The organism is Salinispora cortesiana (assembly GCF_000484695.1).
GTDB classification, from domain to species: domain Bacteria; phylum Actinomycetota; class Actinomycetes; order Mycobacteriales; family Micromonosporaceae; genus Micromonospora; species Micromonospora cortesiana.
In genome coordinates, this window is the sequence record NZ_AXVR01000005.1 from 9,035 (window position 1) to 26,025 (window position 16,991).

The 16,991-nt window shown below is 74.4% G+C and carries 13 protein-coding genes and 1 riboswitch; all 13 genes read right to left on the reverse strand.

Annotation, left to right across the window (positions count from 1 at the left end; all coding sequences use genetic code 11):
• Positions 1-3: 3 nt before the first annotated feature.
• Complete coding sequence (gene cobA / locus K228_RS0104035) at positions 4-1,665, reverse strand: uroporphyrinogen-III C-methyltransferase (RefSeq protein WP_025617256.1); 1,662 nt, start codon at positions 1,663-1,665, stop codon at positions 4-6.
• Entirely contained in the window at positions 1,662-2,252 is a 591-nt protein-coding gene (locus K228_RS0104040; RefSeq protein WP_025617257.1) for a precorrin-8X methylmutase, read from the reverse strand. Before K228_RS0104040 ends, cobA begins: the two co-directional genes overlap by 4 nt.
• On the reverse strand, positions 2,249-2,506 hold the full coding sequence (locus tag K228_RS0104045) for a DUF362 domain-containing protein (protein ID WP_025617258.1): 258 nt from the start codon (positions 2,504-2,506) through the stop codon (positions 2,249-2,251). The genes K228_RS0104040 and K228_RS0104045 overlap by 4 nt, the downstream gene beginning before the upstream one ends.
• A complete protein-coding gene (cobJ, locus tag K228_RS0104050) occupies positions 2,494-4,227 on the reverse strand; it encodes a precorrin-3B C(17)-methyltransferase (RefSeq protein ID WP_025617259.1) in 1,734 nt (577 codons plus the stop codon). The genes K228_RS0104045 and cobJ overlap by 13 nt, the downstream gene beginning before the upstream one ends.
• Complete coding sequence (locus K228_RS0104055) at positions 4,224-5,540, reverse strand: bifunctional cobalt-precorrin-7 (C(5))-methyltransferase/cobalt-precorrin-6B (C(15))-methyltransferase (protein ID WP_025617260.1); 1,317 nt, start codon at positions 5,538-5,540, stop codon at positions 4,224-4,226. The genes cobJ and K228_RS0104055 overlap by 4 nt, the downstream gene beginning before the upstream one ends.
• Complete coding sequence (locus K228_RS0104060; protein WP_025617261.1) at positions 5,507-6,649, reverse strand: cobalt-precorrin-5B (C(1))-methyltransferase; 1,143 nt, start codon at positions 6,647-6,649, stop codon at positions 5,507-5,509. Before K228_RS0104060 ends, K228_RS0104055 begins: the two co-directional genes overlap by 34 nt.
• Positions 6,649-7,560: a precorrin-4 C(11)-methyltransferase gene (cobM, locus tag K228_RS0104065; protein WP_025617262.1), complete on the reverse strand. Its 912-nt coding sequence runs from the start codon at positions 7,558-7,560 to the stop codon at positions 6,649-6,651. Before cobM ends, K228_RS0104060 begins: the two co-directional genes overlap by 1 nt.
• Complete coding sequence (gene cobI / locus K228_RS0104070; protein WP_025617263.1) at positions 7,557-8,300, reverse strand: precorrin-2 C(20)-methyltransferase; 744 nt, start codon at positions 8,298-8,300, stop codon at positions 7,557-7,559. The genes cobM and cobI overlap by 4 nt, the downstream gene beginning before the upstream one ends.
• A complete protein-coding gene (locus tag K228_RS0104075; RefSeq protein ID WP_025617264.1) occupies positions 8,297-9,655 on the reverse strand; it encodes a cobyrinic acid a,c-diamide synthase CobB in 1,359 nt (452 codons plus the stop codon). Before K228_RS0104075 ends, cobI begins: the two co-directional genes overlap by 4 nt.
• On the reverse strand, positions 9,649-10,260 hold the full coding sequence (gene cobO / locus K228_RS0104080; protein ID WP_019872397.1) for a cob(I)yrinic acid a,c-diamide adenosyltransferase: 612 nt from the start codon (positions 10,258-10,260) through the stop codon (positions 9,649-9,651). The genes K228_RS0104075 and cobO overlap by 7 nt, the downstream gene beginning before the upstream one ends.
• On the reverse strand, positions 10,260-12,479 hold the full coding sequence (locus tag K228_RS0104085; RefSeq protein WP_025617265.1) for a VWA domain-containing protein: 2,220 nt from the start codon (positions 12,477-12,479) through the stop codon (positions 10,260-10,262). Before K228_RS0104085 ends, cobO begins: the two co-directional genes overlap by 1 nt.
• Positions 12,476-16,144: a cobaltochelatase subunit CobN gene (gene cobN / locus K228_RS0104090; protein ID WP_025617266.1), complete on the reverse strand. Its 3,669-nt coding sequence runs from the start codon at positions 16,142-16,144 to the stop codon at positions 12,476-12,478. Before cobN ends, K228_RS0104085 begins: the two co-directional genes overlap by 4 nt.
• A 259-nt stretch (positions 16,145-16,403) precedes the next feature.
• Positions 16,404-16,534, reverse strand: a riboswitch (cobalamin riboswitch).
• A gap of 109 nt (positions 16,535-16,643) precedes the next feature.
• Positions 16,644-16,988 carry a hypothetical protein gene (locus K228_RS0104095; protein ID WP_025617267.1) on the reverse strand — a complete coding sequence of 115 codons (345 nt, stop codon included), beginning with the start codon at positions 16,986-16,988 and terminating at the stop codon, positions 16,644-16,646.
• Positions 16,989-16,991: the final 3 nt, after the last annotated feature.

The following is a 16,991-nucleotide window of genomic DNA, read 5'->3' on the forward strand; positions in this document are numbered from 1 at the left end:
AGCTCAATGGCCCGACGCGGCCAGGACCGGCTCCGCGGCGAACGCCGCGACCGGGCCGACCACGAAGACCGCCGGGGGGCCCACGCCCGCCCGAGCCGCCACCACAGCGATCTCGTCCAGGCGCGCGGGCAACGAACGCTGCCCGGGGTGGCCGGCGTCCTGCACGGCGAGAACGGGGGTGTCCGGGGCGCGCCCGTGCGCGATCAGCTCCGCGGCGACGGCGCCAATCGTCTCGACTCCCATCAGCACCACCAGAGTGCCCCGGGCCCGGCCCAGTGCCGCCCAGTCGACCAGCGAGTCCGGATGCCCCGGCGGTAGGTGCCCGGAGACCACGGTGAACTCGTGCGCCGTCGCGCGATGGGTGACCGGTACCCCGGCCAGGGCGGCCGCGGCCACCGCGCTGGTCACCCCTGGCACCACGGTCACCGGAACCCCGGCCGCCACGCAGGCCAACACCTCCTCGTGCCCGCGCCCGAAGACGTACGGGTCGCCACCCTTGAGCCGGACCACCCGGCGCCCGGCGCGGGCGTGCCGGACCAGTGCGGTGTTGATGGCGTCCTGCCCGACCGACGGCCCCCGCGGTGACTTCGCCGCATCTACCACCCGTACCCCTGGGCGTAATCCGGCGAGCAGGCCCTGCGGGGCGAGCCGGTCCACCACCACCACGTCGGCGACCTCCAGCAAGGCCCGACCCCGGACGGTGATCAGATCCGCCGGGCCCGGCCCACCTCCGACGATCGCCACCGCACCCGGCCGCAACGCGGGCTCAGGGTGCTGGTGCTGGTGCTGGTGCTGGTGACTGTGCCCACCCACCGGGTCGTCCGGGTGGTCGTGCGGGGTCTGCGGCCGACCCACCTTATCGACGAAGCCCGGCATCGACACCCGGTACGCACAGGTGTCGCAGTTCATCCGAATGTCGCCGCGTACCGCCTCGGCGTGGCGCTCCAGCACCAGGTCGGCAAGGGCATCGCAGTCGCCGATCAGGTCCGCCACTCGCAGGTCCAACTCGGGGTGGGCGGCGGCGAACTCCCGCGCCTGGGCCCGGATCCGATCCGGCAGCACCCCGGCGAACAGGAAGTACGGAGCGACGACGATCCGCCGCGCCCCGAGCCGGCGTAACCGGTCCAGCACCGCCGGCACGGACGGCTCGGCGAGCGAGATGAAGCCCGGTTCCACGCCCGCGTAACCCCGTCCCTCCCACAACAACCGGGCCACCTTGGCCACCTCGGCGTTCGCGTCCGGGTCGGTGGAGCCACGCCCGATCAACGCCACCCACGTGCCGGCCCGATCCGCACCGGCCAGCGCCGCGTCGATCCGCTCCGCAAGGGCGGTCTGCAGCGTCGGGTGCGGACCGAGCGGTCGGCCGTAGGCGTAGGACAGGCCGGGATGGCGCTGCTCTTCCCGGGCCAGTGCGGCCGGGATGTCGCCCTTGCCGTGCCCGGCCGCGGTCAACACCAGCGGCAGCGCCACCAGCGCCTGGTGCCCTCGATCGACGAGCGCGCCGACGGCGTCGGTCAGGGGCGGACGAGACAACTCGATGAAGCCGCCCTCGACGTCGCCGACCGTATCGCTGGCACGGGTGCGCACCCGCTCGACCAGCGCGGCGAACTGCGCCACTCCCTCGGCGCTGCGGGTGCCGTGTCCAACGATGACCAGTGCGGTCACTCTTCCCCCTCCACATAGAGCAGGGCGTTGAGGGCAGCGGCGGCCACCGCCGACCCGCCCTTCTCGCCCCGGTTCGAGATTCCCGGCAGGCCGCTGACCCGCAGCGCGGCCTTCGACTCCGCGGCACCGACGAACCCCACCGGCAGGCCGACCACGAGGGCCGGCCGGGCATCCAGGGTGAGCAGTTCGGTCAACGCGGTAGGCGCGCAGCCGATCACCCACACCGCACCGGGCCCCACCCGCTCCAGGGCGACCCGCACCGCAGCAGCCGAGCGGGTGATCCCGGCCTGCCGGGCCAGCCCGGCGGTGCCCGCCTCGGCAACCGGGCAGACCGTCGCCCGACCGGTGATCCCAGCGGCGACCATCGCCACATCGGCCACGACGGGGGCGCCGCACCGGAGCGCGGCCAGCCCACCGGCCAGCGCGGCCTCGTCACAAACCAGATCGGTCACGTAGCTCAGGTCCGCGCTGGCGTGTACCACCCGCTCGGTGACCGCTCGGGTCAGCGGCGACAGGTGCCGAAGGTCGACCCGCTCCCGCAGAATTCGGTACGACTCCACCTCGATCGGATGCACCGACCGGCTCATCCGTCCTCCTGCGCAGGTGCGGGGTTGACCGGGGTGATGACCATCGGCTCCTCCAGGTGTCGCGAGCCGGTGGCGCGGATGGCGCCGACCGGGCAGATCTCCAGGCATTCCAGGCAACCGGTGCAGCGGTCAGCCCGGATGACGAGGCCGCCGGGCACCGGCCGGATGGCGTGCGTGGGGCAAGTCAACAGGCAGGCCCCACAGCCCTGGCAGGCGTCAACGAATACCGGTGCGGGGCCGGTCATGCCCGCCACCGGTAGCCCCGCGGGGTAACCATCCGGCCGGCGATCCGGCGCGTCTGGCTACTACCCACGACCACGACGCCGTACATGTCGACGATCGCCGGATCGAGGGTGGCCAGGGTGGCCAGGTGCACCCGCTGCCCGTCCCGGCTGGCGTTGCGGACCACGCCGACCGGTGTCTCCGGTTTCCGGTGCTCCGCGAAGAGCTGCAGCGCAGCTGGCAACTGCCAGTCCCGTTTCCGGCTACGCGGGTTGTAGAGCACCGCGACGAAGTCCCCCTGCGCCGCAGCGGCCACCCGGCGGGCGATGACCTCCCACGGGGTGTGCAGGTCGGAGAGGCTCAGGTAGGCGTGGTCGTGCCCCAGCGGCGCCCCGAGCAGGGCCGCCGCCGCGAGGGCGGCGGTCACCCCGGGCGCGCCGACCACATCGACCCGCTCGTCGGCGTACTCCAGGGCAGGGCTCGCCATCGCGTACACCCCGGCGTCGCCGGATCCGACCAGGGCGACGGCATGACCGGCGGTGGCCTCGGCGACGGCGGACCGGGCCCGCTCCTCCTCGGCACCGAGCCCGCTGGCGAGCACCCGGGTCCCCGGGCGCAACAGGTCGCGGATCTGGTCCAGGTACTGGTCCAAACCGACCACGACGGCGGCCCGCCGTAGCTCGGTCACCGCCCGGGGGGTACGCAGGTCGGCCGCACCGGGCCCGAGGCCGACCAGGGCGAGCCGGCCGCGCGGCGTGTGCCGGGCGACCGCGACGGTCGCCATCGCGGTCGCGGTCTTGGCGACCAGCAGTTCGGCGTCGCCGCCGAGCAAGGCCGCGGCCTCCGCGACGCTCGGCGTGCCGACCGCGGCGCGAACCACCTCGCTGGGGTTGGGTACCGCAACCGCCGCCAGCTCCGCGGCGGACCAGGTTGTCAGGGGTATCCGCAGCGCGTCGGCGGTGCTGCGGATACCGTCCTCGTCAGCCTTGATGTCGGCGCTGGCCAAACAGCGCAGGCTCGCCGCGCTGAGGCCCGCGGTGGCGAGCACCCGATCCAGCAGGGCACGCACCTCCGCAGCTGGCACGCCACGGCTCGCCCCGACCCCGGCGACCAGGGAGGGGGGCCGGAGCACGGCGGTCCGCCCGTCCAGGGGCACGATCCGGTCGGTGACCAGCACCCGATAGCGCGCAGCGGGGGCACCGGCGGGGCCGGCCGGGGCGACGTGGACGTTGGCTGGCAGTGCCGGCAGTGGCCAGGGCGCGTCGGCGACCACCGTGACCGGCTCGCCGTCCAGGATCGCCCGGCTCACCGCGGCGACCGCCCCCTCGACCGGCCAACCCAGGGTGTCCAGGCCGGGCAGGTCGACCGCGTCGGTGGCGGTGGTGACCACCGGCGCCGCATCGAGTAGCGCCCCGACGTCGGCAGCGAGGGCGTTGGCACCGCCGGCGTGCCCACCGAGCAGGGCCACCGCGTGCCGAGCTGCCTCGTCCACCGTCACCACCGCCGGATCGCTGTGCTTGTCGTCCAGCAGCGGCGCGAGGAGGCGGACCACCGCTCCGGTGGCCAGGAACGCGACGATCTGGTCGCACTCCGACCAGGCGGCCCGGAGTCCGGCGGCGGCGCTCTCCGCCTCCAGAAGCCGGGCCTGCGGCCAGGCATCGGCGAGGACACGGGCATGCCGGCGCCCCGCCGCGGTGACCGCGACCAGACCGATCCGGCGCGACCGCGCATCCGTGCATTCGACGTGCTTCACAGGCGCTCCCCGGTGAGGACGACCACCGGATTGGTGGCCGCGAGACGGATCGACCCGCCGGGCAGGTCGGCGAGGCGGGCGGCGGAGAGTTGGACACCGTTGACCGTGTAGCCGGCGGTACGCAGCACGCCCCGGGCCGGGGCGACCCGGTCCAGCGCGGCGAGCGCGACGAGTACCCGCGCCGGTCGGCGGGCCGCCACCGCGGCAAGCACCCCGATACCGCCCCCGCCGACAAAGACCGAGTCGGCGTCGGGGAGCCCGTCCAGGGCGGCCGGGGCAACACCGGGAACCACCCGTACGTCCACGCCGTGCCGAGCGGCGTTGTCGTGCACCAGGTCGACGGCGGCCGGGTCCCGCTCAACCGCGACGACCGCCGCACCGAGCAGGGCACACTCGATGCCCACCGAGCCGCTGCCGGCACCCACGTCCCACACCAACCGGCCAAGCCGGGGCCGCAGCCCGGCCACGACCAGCGCCCGCACCTCCGCCTTGGTGATCATCGAGTCGCGGTGCCGGTACGCCCCCTCGGGCAGCGCCCACCCGGCGGCCGGGGCGGCGGCCGGCTGGTTGTCCACCCGCGCTGCTCCGACCGGTGTGGGGGCGAGGCTCAGCAGCACGTGCGGATCGGTCCAGCTACCGGCCGCCGCCTCCGCCGGGGTCGTCCAGGTGATCCGTTCGGCGTCGGTGCCGAGGTGCTCGGCCACCACCAGCCGACGCGACCAGCCCGCCAGACCGGCACTGAGCTCGGCGGCCCCCGCACCCGGCGCGGTGAGCACCGCGACCCGGGGCAACGCCCGGCAGGCGTTGAGCGCCGCTCGGGCGTCCCGACCGTGGGCGCTGACCACGGCCGCGCCATCCCAGGAGAGCCCGGCCCGGGCGAACGCGGCGGCGACGCTGGACACCGCCGGTAGCACCCGCACCGGCAGCCCGGCCGCCCGCAGCCGCCGCACGATCCCGAAGCAGCCCGGATCACCGCTGGCGAGGACGACGGCCGGAATGCCGGCGGCAACCGCGGTGGTGAGCCGCTCCAGGGCCGGCGACAACGGACCGAGCACAACCGTCTCCACCCCGGCCGGCACCGGCGCAGCCGCCAGGTGGCGGGCCGCACCCACCACGAGCCCCGCCCGCACCAGCTCGGCGGCGAGGGCGGGGTGTGCCGGGTTACCGGCGGCGTCCACACCGGCCACCGTCACCACCGGCGCTGCGGCAGCGGAACCACCGGCGACGCCGGAGTCACCGAGGCCGTCGGCGCTGGTGCTCCGCCGACCTGGCGTACCGGTCACCGGGCCCACCGCCCACTGGCGGCCACGCACCGCACGCCGGCGAAGTCGACCATCGCCACGTCAACGGCGACGGCGTCCCCGGCGAAGCGTCTCAGCACCGCGCGGACCCGACGGCAGAGCAGGTCACCGGCACCGCCGAGCAGGCCGGCCGCCTCCCACAACTCGTACACGTGCCGACCGGTGTTGGCGGCGGTGACGGCGGCGGCCAGCTCGGCGGTGCCGCCCGCCTCGACCGTGACGGTGCCGAGGAGCGACAGGTCCACCTTGGAACGGGTGTAGTGGGTCATCAGCACCCCGGCGGCGAGCTTGGCCAGCTTGCCGGCCATGCCGACGAAGACCACCCCGGACAGGCCATGCGTGACGGCGGCGGTGACCGCCGCACCGGTGAAGTCACCCACCTCCACGAAGCACACCTCCGGCAGCTCCGGCAGCAGCTCTCGGGCGGCCCGCTCGGTCCGCCCGCCCGTGCACAGCACCACCGTCGACTCTTTCTGAGCAGCCGCCACCTGTACGGCCTGCACGACGCTGGCCCGCCAGGACGCGGTGGAGAAGGGTCTGACCACACCGGTCGTACCGAGGATCGAAATGCCGCCGAGGATGCCGAGCCGACGGTTCGTGGTCTTCCGGGCCATGATCTCGCCGCGCGGGACGCTGATCACCACCCGGACGCCGAGGACGGCCAGGTCGACCAGCTCGGCGACCGCCGCACCGATCATCTGACGCGGAGTGTCGTTGATCGCCGGTCCACCGACCGGCAGCCCCAGCCCCGGCTTGGTCACCGTGCCCACCCCGGGCCCACCCTCCAGGGCCAGTCCGGGGACCCGCCGCCAGCCAACCGTGGCGGTCAGCTCGGCGCCGTGGGTGACGTCCGGGTCGTCGCCGGCGTCCTTGACCACCACCGCCTCGGCGCCGCCAGCCGTACGGTCGCAGCGGGCCACCGGGAAGCGCACCCGCCGCCCGGCCGGCAGTCCGATCTCGACCTGCTCCGGCGACACTCCGGTGACCAGGGCGGTCAGCGCGGCCTTCGTCGCGGCCGTCGCGCAGGCGCCGGTGGTCCAGCCGGTACGTAGCGCCACGGGCCGGACCTTCGCGGTACGCGGCAGGTCCGGCTCGCGCAGCGGCGGCAGGTCGTAGGCCATCAGGTCGGCTGATCCGCCTGTTCCGACCCCGGTCCGGCGGGGCCGGAGCGGGCCGGACCACCGGTGCTGGAATCGGCGGTGCTGGAATCGCCAGCCCTCGGCGCCCCCCGATCGGTGGCCTCCCGACGAAGGGCGGCCCGCGCGGCCGGCTCCGCCCGCCGGTGACCGTGGAAGTGCCCCGGGTGGTAGAGGTGCGAACGGGTACCGGCAGCCGCCAGCGCCGGCCCGACCAGGATGAGGGTGTGCTTCCAGAGCCGGTGTTCCCGGACCGTCGCCGCGAGGGTGCCGACGGTGCAGTGCGCCACCAGCTCGTCCGGCCAGGTCGCCTGATATGCCACGACCGCCGGGGTGTCGGCCGAGTACCCTCCGGCGAGCAGCTCGGCCTGCACCTGACCGGAGCGCGCGGCGGAGAGGAACAACGCCATCGTGGTGCCGTGCCGGGCGAACTCACGCACCCGCTCACCCGGCGGCATCGGCGTCTTCCCGCCCTCCAACCGGGTGAGGATGACCGACTGCGCAATCTCCGGAACGGTCAACTCCCGACTGACCCGGGCGGCGACCGCGGTGAACGAGGAGACCCCCGGCACGATCTCCACGGCCAGCCCGAGTGCCCGACACAGGTCGAGCTGCTCCTGCACCGCGCCCCACAGCGCCGGGTCGCCCGAGTGGATCCGGGCCACGGTCAACCCGTCGGCGGCGGCCCGCCGGTACAGGGGCAGCACCCCCTCCATCGGCAGCCGCGACGAGTCGACGATCTCGGCGTCCGGTCGGGCGTGGGCCAGCACGTCGGCGTGGACCAGGCTGGCCGCCCAGACCACCACGTCAGCGGTGGCGATCACCCGGGCCGCGCGCAGGGTCAGCAGATCCGCCGCGCCAGGCCCGGCGCCCACGAACCAGACGGTGCCGCTCACAGTTTCCCCCCTCGGCGGTCCCGGCGGGCCGGGACCAGCAGTGTCGACAGATACGGCGGGTCGTCGCCGGCCTCGGTGGCTGGACCGACGCGGTCGCCGGCCAGACCCAGCCCGCTGCCCAGCACCGCGTCGGTGAGTCGACCCTGCCGGCGGAGCTCGGCCAGCAGCTCCGCGTGCCGCCGCCACCCCTTGTAGGCGACGACCGTGCCGGGCCCGGCGACCGCGTCAGCGAAGAGCGCCAGCCCGGCGGTGGCCGGCAGCAGGGTCAGCGGCTCTCGCCCCTCGCAGAGTGGAACTCCGCTTCTGGCGGCGAGTTCCTGCATGGCCGTGATGCCGGGGACGGTGTGCACGGCGACCGCCGGCCGCAGTTCGCGGAGGGTCTGCGCCAGATAGCCGAAGGTGGAGTAGACGTTGGGGTCGCCGATGGTGGCGAAGGCCAGTGCGCGGGCGCCGTCGTCGACGGCGGTGGCGACCGCCTGCGCGGCGGCGTTCCACGCGCTCTCCCGCCGTTGGGTCACCCCACCCCGGTCGTCCAGTGCGAACGGCAGCCGGCGTAGCCGCTCCGGCGAAACGTACGGGGCGACGGTGGTCTCGGCCCGGCCGACGGCCCGGGCACCCTCGGGCCGGTCCAGCACGGGTACGAAGACCACGTCGGCCTCGCGCAGCACCCGTACCGCACGCACGGTGAGTAGCTCGGGGTCGCCAGGTCCCACCCCGACCCCGGTCAGCGTCGCGGTCACCGGGTCGCCGCCGCTACCAGCCGCTGGGCTGCTCGGGGCTGGCCGGCCCAGTGGGTGTGTAGGTACGAGGCGTGGATCCGACCGGCGACGAAGCCGTGCGCGACGCCGTCCCACCGCCACGCCGGCAGCTCACCGTGACCGGGGTCGGTGCCGGTGCGGTGAAACTCGTGCCCCCGGACCCGGTCACCGGCGGCGTGCGCCACCGAATCGGCGGCAGCGACGGCCGTCCGGTAACCAAGGGTGAGCCGTCCGGTCATTCGGGCGGTCAGGTCAAGTCGGCCGCACATCGGCACCCCGTCCAGTTCACGTCCCAGGTAGAGCAGGCCCGCGCACTCGGCCACCACCGGCCCGTCGAAGGCGGCCAGATCGGCGCGCAGCCCGGTGTTGGCGGCGAGCGCCTCCACGTGCACCTCGGGGAAGCCTCCGCCGACAACCACCGCCCGGGTGCCCGACGGCAGCGCCGCATCGCGGAGCGGGTCGAAGGAGACGACGGTCCCACCGGCGGCGGTGAGCAGCTCGGTCGTCTCGGCGTAACCGAAGGTGAAGGCCGGGCCACCGGCGACGGCGACCACCGGACGGTCGGACCCGGCCGGGCCGCCGACGGCGGCGACGGGGTCCCAGGCCGACGCGGTCAGTGGCGGCGCGCTCCGGGCCAGCTCCAACACCGCATCGAGGTCCACGGTGGCTCCCACCAGGTCGGCCAACGCGTCCACCACGGCGATCGACTCGGCGGCCCGCTCCGCGACCGGCACCAGGCCGAGGTGGCGGGCGGGGGCGGCGACCTCGGCGTCCCGGGTGACCGCGCCCAGCACCGGTACGCCGACCTCGGCCAGGGCCGCGCGCAGCAACGACTCGTGCCGGGGCGAGCCGACCCGGTTGAGAACCACCCCACCGATTCGCACCGCCGGGTCGAAGGCGCTCATTCCGAGGGCCAGGGCGGCGGCGCTGCGCCCCTGGGCGGTGGTATCGAGCACCAGCAACACGGGCGCGGCGACGAGCCGGGCGACGTGGGCGGTGGAGGCATACCCGCGGTGGCCGACCGCACCGTCGTGCAGCCCCATCACCCCCTCGATCACCGCGATGTCGGCGGGGCGGGGCACGGCCGCGCCGTGCCGCAGCAGACCGGCGATCCGCGCCTCCCCCACCAGCCACGGGTCGAGGTTGCGGCCGGGCCGGCCGGCGGCGAGCGCGTGGTAGCCGGCGTCGATGTAGTCCGGGCCGACCTTGTGTGGACTGACCGTGTGGCCCCGACGGCGCAGTGCGGCGAGCAGCCCGGTGGCGATTGTGGTCTTGCCGTGGCCGCTGGCCGGTGCGGCGACCACGACCCGTGGCAGTGACCAGGGGACGCTCACCACTCGATGCCCTTCTGGCCCTTCTGGCCGGCGTCCATCGGATGCTTCACCTTGGTCAGTTCGGCAACCAGGTCGGCGGCGGCCACCAGGCGCGGGTCGGCGTCCCGGCCGGTGATGACGACGTGTTGAAAACCGGGTCGGGTGGTGAGGGTGTCGACCACCTCGGCGACGTCCACCCAGCCCCACTTCATCGGGTAGGTGAACTCGTCAAGCACATAGAGGCCGTACCGCTGGGCAGCCAGGTCGCGTTGGATCTGCCGCCACCCCTCACGGGCGTCGGCGGCGTGGTCGGCCGCGCCGTCGCGCTGGATCCAGGACCAGCCCTCACCCATCTTGTGCCAGCTCACCGGGGCGCCCTGACCGGTCTGCTCGTGTACTTCGCCGAGGGCGCGGAACGCGCTCTCCTCGCCCACCCGCCACTTGGCGCTCTTGACGAACTGGAACACCCCGATCGGCAGTCCCGCGGTCCAGGCCCGCAGCGCGAGACCGAAGGCGGCGGTGGACTTTCCCTTCATCGATCCGGTGTGGACGATCAGCAACGGGCGGTTCCGCCGCTGCCGGGTCGTGAGCCCGTCGGCCGGCACGTGCGTCGGTTTACCCTGCGGCATCAGAGCACGCTCCGCTCCGCGGCGAAGCCGGCGGTCGCCAACGCCGCCAACGGGGCGGTTGTCACGGTGGGCAGGGGATGGTGGGCGGCGGCCAGCTGGGTGGCCAGGCGGCGGGCCAGGTCGAGGCGGACGGGGCCGGACTCGCAGTCCACGACGACACAGGGGGTGCCGGTCGCGCGCAGCACCGCCGCCGCCCGCGCCGCGCGGGGCAACGGGTCCGCCCCGGCGGTGGCCCTACCGTCGGTCAGGACCAGGGTCAACGGTCGCCGGCGGGGGTCTCGTAGGCGCTCCACCCGCAACAGCTCAGCGGCGGCGAGCAGGCCCTCCGCGAGCGGGGTACGCCCACCGGTGGGTAGCTCGGCCAGCCGGGTGGAGGCAGCGAGCACCGAGGCGGTAGCGGGCAGCAGGACCTGCGCGCCAGCACCGCGGAAGGCGACCACCGCCACCTTGTCGCGGCGCTGGTAGGCGTCGGTGAGCAGCGCGAGCACCGCGCCCTTGACGGCACTCATCCGCTGCCGGGCACCCATCGAACCGCTGGCGTCCACCACGAAGAGCACCAGGTTGCCCGCTCGCCCCTCCCGAACGGCCTCCCGTACGTCAGCCGGGCGAATCCGCAGCGGTCCACCGGCCCGTCCCCGGGTGACCTGGTGTCCGACGGCGGCGCGGATCGTCGCCGGCAGGTGCAGCGCGCCGAGACGCCCGGCCGGTACCCGGGCGCCGGTGGTGCGGCCCCGCCCGGTCCGCGCCAGCGACCGCCGGCCCGGCACCCCCTCACCGCGGCCCGGCGCGGTGAACAACCGCGCCCGGAGCCCGAGCTGCGGTGCGGCCACCGGGTGCGGGACCCCACTCGAATCCGCATCCCGGCTCGGGTGCGTGGACTGGGGCGCATCGTCTTCGGCGACCGCGGGCCGGTCCGGACCGGACGGGTCCGCCATCGGGTCGGCGCCGCCACCGGGGTGGATGTCTGCCGCGGCGCCGACGTCCGGCTCGGGCCCGGTGTCGCCAGCCGGGCCGCCCGCACCACTGGGACCGGTGCCCCCGCCGGGGCCGCCGTCGGGTGTGGTGCCGCCCCCCGGATCACCGTCGGGTCCGGCATCATCGCCCGGACCACGGTCGGTGCCGCTGTCGTCCGGGTCGTCGGGATGCTCCTCCTGCGCCCGGTTCAGCGCCTCATCGAGGCGCTGTTCGTCCAGTCCCGGAGGGTCGAACGGGTCCCGGCGGCGACGGTGTGGCAGGGCGAGTCGGGCGGCCACCCGAACGTCTTCCGCGCTCACCCGGTCCCGGCGCTGCCAGGCGGCGTGCGCCACGGCGGTCCGGGCGGTGACGATGTCGGCCCGCATCCCGTCCACATCGAAGGCTGCGCAGACCTCGGCGATCTGCCGCAGGGCGGCGTCGGTCAGCACCACCCGGTCCAGCCGGGCGCGGGCGTCGGCCACCCGCCCGGCAACCGCCGCGTCCTCCCCCGCCCAGCGGGCGGCGAAGCCAGCCGGGTCCGCGTCGGCGTCGAGCCGACGACGCACCACCTCCACCCGTACGGCCGGGTCGCGGCTGGCCGTCACCTCCACGGTCAGCCCAAACCGGTCGAGGAACTGTGGACGTAGCTCCCCCTCCTCCGGGTTCATCGTGCCGACCAGCAGAAACCGGGCTGCGTGGCGGACCGACACGCCCTCCCGCTCGACGTGGCAGCGCCCCATCGCGGCGGCATCCAACAGCAGGTCAACCAGATGGTCGTGGAGCAGGTTCACCTCGTCGACATAGAGCACCCCCCGGTGGGCAGCGGCGAGCAGGCCGGGCTCGTAGGCGCGGATCCCGTCGGCGAGCACCCGCTCCAGGTCGAGCGAGCCGACCACCCGGTCCTCGGCGGCGCCGACCGGCAGCTCGACCAACGCGGCCGGGCGACGTTCGGTCGCCGGCACCCCCGGGTGGGGACCGTCCGGGCAGCCGGGGTCGGGCGTCTGCGGATCACAGGCGAACCGGCAGCCGGCGACCCGGACCACCGGTGGCAGCAGAGCGGCGAGGGCGCGCACCGCGGTGGACTTGGCGGTGCCCTTCTCGCCGCGCACCAGCACCCCGCCGATCGCCGGGTTGACCGCGTTCAGCAGCAGCGCCAGACGCATGTCGGCCATACCGAGCACGGCCGAGAACGGGTAGTTCGCCCCGGGCGCCTCCGGTCGCGGCGGCCGTGGAACCCGCATGCCCGGTTCACTCGTCGTGCTCATCCGCGGTCCTCCAGATCACCCTCACTGGCCAGATACGTCTCCCGGAGCCGATCCAGGGTGCTCGGCTCCGGCTTCGCCCATAGCCCCCGGTCGGCGGCCTCGAGCAGCCGTTCGGTCATACCGCGCAGCGCCCACGGGTTGGACCGCTCCAGGAACTCCCGGGTCTCTTCGTCAAACAGGTACGCCTCAGCGAGCCGCTCGTACATCCAGTCATCGACCACACCCGCCGTGGCGTCGTAGCCGAACAGGTAGTCGACGGTGGCCGCCAGCTCGAAAGCGCCCTTGTAGCCGTGCCGACGCATCGCCGCGACCCACCTCGGGTTGACCACCCGGGCCCGGAAGATCCGGCGGGTCTCCTCACTGAGGGTGCGGGTCCGCACGTCGTGCGGCATCGCCGAGTCGCCGACGTACGCGGCCGGTGCGGCGCCGGTGAGGTGCCGGACCATCGCCACCATTCCGCCGTGGTACTGGAAGTAGTCGTCGGAGTCGACGATGTCGTGCTCCCGGGTGTCCTGGTTCTTCACCGCCACCGCGATCCGCGCGAAGGCACGTTCCATGTCGGTGCGGGCCTCCCGGCCGTCCAGCCCCCGCCCGTACGCGTAGCCACCCCACACCGCGTACACCTCGGCCAAGTCGGCGTCACTGCGCCAGTTCCGGGCATCGATCAGCGGAAGCAGTCCGGCCCCGTACGCGCCCGGCTTCGACCCGAAGATCCGCGCGGTGGCCCGGCGCTCGTCGCCGTGCCCGGCGAGGTCCTCGGCCACGTGCGCCCGGAGGTAGTTGTCCGCGGCCGACTCGTCCAGCGCGGCCACCTGTCGTACCGCGTCGTCCACGAGCGCCACCACGTGCGGAAAAGCGTCCCGGAAGAAGCCGGAGATACGGACGGTCACATCGATGCGGGGGCGACCCAACTCGGTCAGGGGCACCACCTCGACCCCGGTCACCCGCCGGGACCGGTCGTCCCAGGTGGGCCGACAGCCGAGTAGCGCGAGCACCTCGGCGATGTCGTCGCCCTGCGTCCGCATGGCGCTGGTGCCCCACACGGTGAGCCCGACCGAGCGCGGGTACGCCCCGGTGTCGGCGAGGTGCCGGCTCAGCAGCGAGTCGGCTAGGGCCACGCCGACCTCCCAGGCGTTGCGGCTCGGGATCGCCTTCGGGTCAACCGAGTAGAAGTTGCGGCCGGTGGGCAGCACGTTGACCAGGCCCCGGGTGGGTGAGCCGGACGGCCCCGGGGGCACGAACCGCCCGTTGAGGGCGGCGAGGGTGTGCGCCAGCTCGTCGGTGGTGCGCTCCAGCCGCGGCACCAGTTCGGTGGCGGCGAAGCGCAGTACCGCGGCGACCTCCGGAATCGCCCGGCCGGTGACCTCGACGACGGCCTCCTCCACCCGGTCGGAGGGCCAGCCGAGCGTCTCCATCCCGAGGGCGAGGCGCCGGGCCAGACCCTCGATCAGGTCGACGGCGTCGGCGGCGGTGCCGGCCGGGCCATCGGCCACCTCGGTCAACGCGGCCGGTACCCGCACCCGGTCCCCGGGCGCGGCAAGCAGCGCGGACTCGTCCAGGCCGTAGCTTGCGGCGAGGGCCTGCCGCAGCCCGGGCAGGGCCCGGGTCCCGCCCCACACCTGTGGGGCACGCAGCACGGCCAGCACCAGGTTGACCCGAGCCTCGCCGACGGGTGCTTCGGCCAGCACGTGCAGGCCGTCGCGGATCTGCACGTCCTTGACCTCGCAGAGGTAACCGTCGAGGTGCAGCACGAAGTCGTCGAAGTCGTCGGCGGCCGGCATCTCCGACTGGTGCAGGTCGTGGTGCAGCTCCGCGGTGCGTACCAGCTCCCAGATCTGTCCCCGTACGACGGGCACCTTCGCCGGGTCGAGCGCCTGCACGGTCGCGTACTCGTCGAGTAGCTGCTCCAGCTTCGCCAGGTCCCCGTAGGTCTCGGCGCGGGCCATCGGCGGCACCAGGTGGTCGACGACGACCGCGTGCGCGCGGCGCTTGGCCTGCGTCCCCTCCCCGGGGTCGTTGACGATGAACGGGTACACCAGCGGCAGGTCACCGAGGACCGCGTCCGGTGCGCAGTCGGCGGCCAGTCCGAGGCCCTTGCCCGGCAGCCACTCCAGGGTGCCGTGCTTGCCCAGGTGCACCACGGCGTCCGCGCCGAAGCCCCCCGCCGTGGCGGGGGCGGCCAGCCACCGGTACACGGCCAGGTAGTGGTGACTCGGGGGCAGGTCCGGGTCGTGGTAGATGGCGATCGGGTTCTCCCCGAAGCCGCGGGGCGGCTGAATCAGCAGGACCACGTTGCCGAACCGCAGGCCGGCCAGGACGAGGTCGCCGCCGTCGGTGTACAGCTCGCCCGGCGGCTCCCCCCAGTGGCTGACCATGGCGGCGCGCAGCGGCGCCGGCACCTCGTCGAACCACCGCCGGTACGTCTCCCGCGGCACCCGTGCGCTGGCGGCGGCGAGCTGCTCGGGGGTGAGCCACTCGACATCGTGGCCGCCGGCGGCGATGAGGGCGTGGATGAGGGCGTCCCCGTCGTCCGGGACGGGTGCCGCGCCGAGGTCGTAGCCGGCGGCGGCCAGCGCGGCGAGCAGCCGCACCGCGCTGGCCGGAGTGTCCAGGCCGACGGCGTTGCCGACCCGGGAGTGCTTTGTCGGGTACGAGCTGAGCACCACCGCCACCCGCTTGCCGGCGTTCGGCAGGTGCCGCAGCCGGGCGTGCCGGACGGCGATTCCGGCCACCCGGGCGGCGCGCTCCGGCTCCGGCGCGTAGACCGACAGCCCGTCGGCGTCGATCTGCTTGAAGGAGAACGGCACGGTGACGATCCGCCCGTCAAACTCGGGGATCGCCACCTGCATCGCCGCGTCCAACGGGGACAGCCCGGCGTCGCTGTCGGCCCACTGCTCCCGCGTGCTGGTGAGGCAGAGCGCCTGGATGACCGGCAGGTCGAGGGCGGCGAGCGCACCCACGTCCCAGGCGTCCTCGTCGCCACCGCCGGCCGCGTCGGCGGCCACGGTGCCCCCGGCGGCGAGCACGGTGACCAGCAGCGCGTCGCAGCGGGCGAAGAGTTCCAGTGGACCCGCGCCAGCGGTCAGCCCGCGCAACGAGCCGCAGAAGATCGGCACCGCGTTGCCCCCCGCGGCCTCCACGGCGTCGGCGAGCGTGTCCACAAAGGCGGTGTTGCCGGCGAGCGCGTGTGCCCGATAGAAGACGATCCCGACGGTGGGTCGGTCCGGATCGGTCGACCGTTCACCGTGCATCCCGTACGCCGGAGTCGGTGCGGGGGGCGCGAACCCCTCGCCGGTGAGCAGCACCGTGTCGGAGAGGAACCGGGCCAGCTGCGCCAGGTTCTCCGGGCCCCCCTCGACCAGGTAGGACAGGGCTTGGGTGGTGACACCGGAGGGCACGGTGGAGGCGGCGGTCAGCTCGGCGTCGGGGACGCTCTCCCCGCCCAACACCACCGTCGGCACGTCCGAGCGGAGGACCGCGGCCAGTCCGTCCGGCCAGGCGGCCCGGCCACCGAGCAGACGTACGACGGCCAGGTCCACGCCGTCGAGCAGTTCCGGGACGCCCTCAATGGCCACCCGGGTCGGGTTGGCCAGGCGATAGTCGGCCCCGCTGGCCCGCGCGGCGAGCAGGTCGGTGTCGGCGGTGGAGAGCAGCAGAATGCGCACGGCAAACTCCGGAGAGTGACGCCCGCGCCGGGGTGCGGGCGATCAGCGAAACGGGAGACGATTCAGCCTCGCGGGCACCGCCTCAGGCCGCCCGACCGGGCGGCTGACCGGGGCGCGCGTCAGGCAGCGATCAACCGCGCGGCTCGGTCGCGGGCATACCGCCATCCGCCGGTTTGATACGACAAATGTCGATGAATGAGGTGCTACGCGTCATCGGGTCCTCCTCGGGTATCCACGCCCTGGGGTGCACCGACGGCCGAAGTATCCTGGCTCCCGGATCAACGCTCACCTCCGGCCTTCCAACCGCGCGACGCACGGTCGTGGCTCCACAAGGAGGATCACTCCCCGGTGACAGTGGCGGGACCGCGCCGGATTCACACCGGCTTCCTTCACTGCCGTCCGGCCGCGAACTCTGCCACACCAATACGTCCCGGTCAACGAGCGACGGGAGACCAGCGGTCAACCAGGCCCCGAGGCCATGCCCGCGGGGCCACAGCGACTACCGAACGCGCCGCTCCGGGTGGGCCCGGTTCCAGGCGCGCATCCGCTCCGGATAGCCGATTTTGGCCGCTTCGTACAGCGGCAGGGCCAGCCGGCGGGCAAGCTCCGCGGCAACCCGTGGCGACCTGGTACGGCGGCGGATCCACTCGCCGTCGTGAGCGATCGCCACCACCGTCGTGTCCGTCGCCGTCGTCTCCGGCTCCAGGTAGAACTCGACCCCGGTCCGGCTGGTGACGAACTGTTCCAGCGCCACCAGGTCCTCGCGGGTGCCCTCCCGGTCGAGCTTCGTCGGCACCCCGTCAGCTCCCCAGGTGCGCGACCGCTTCCGACTGAACCAGCCCATGCC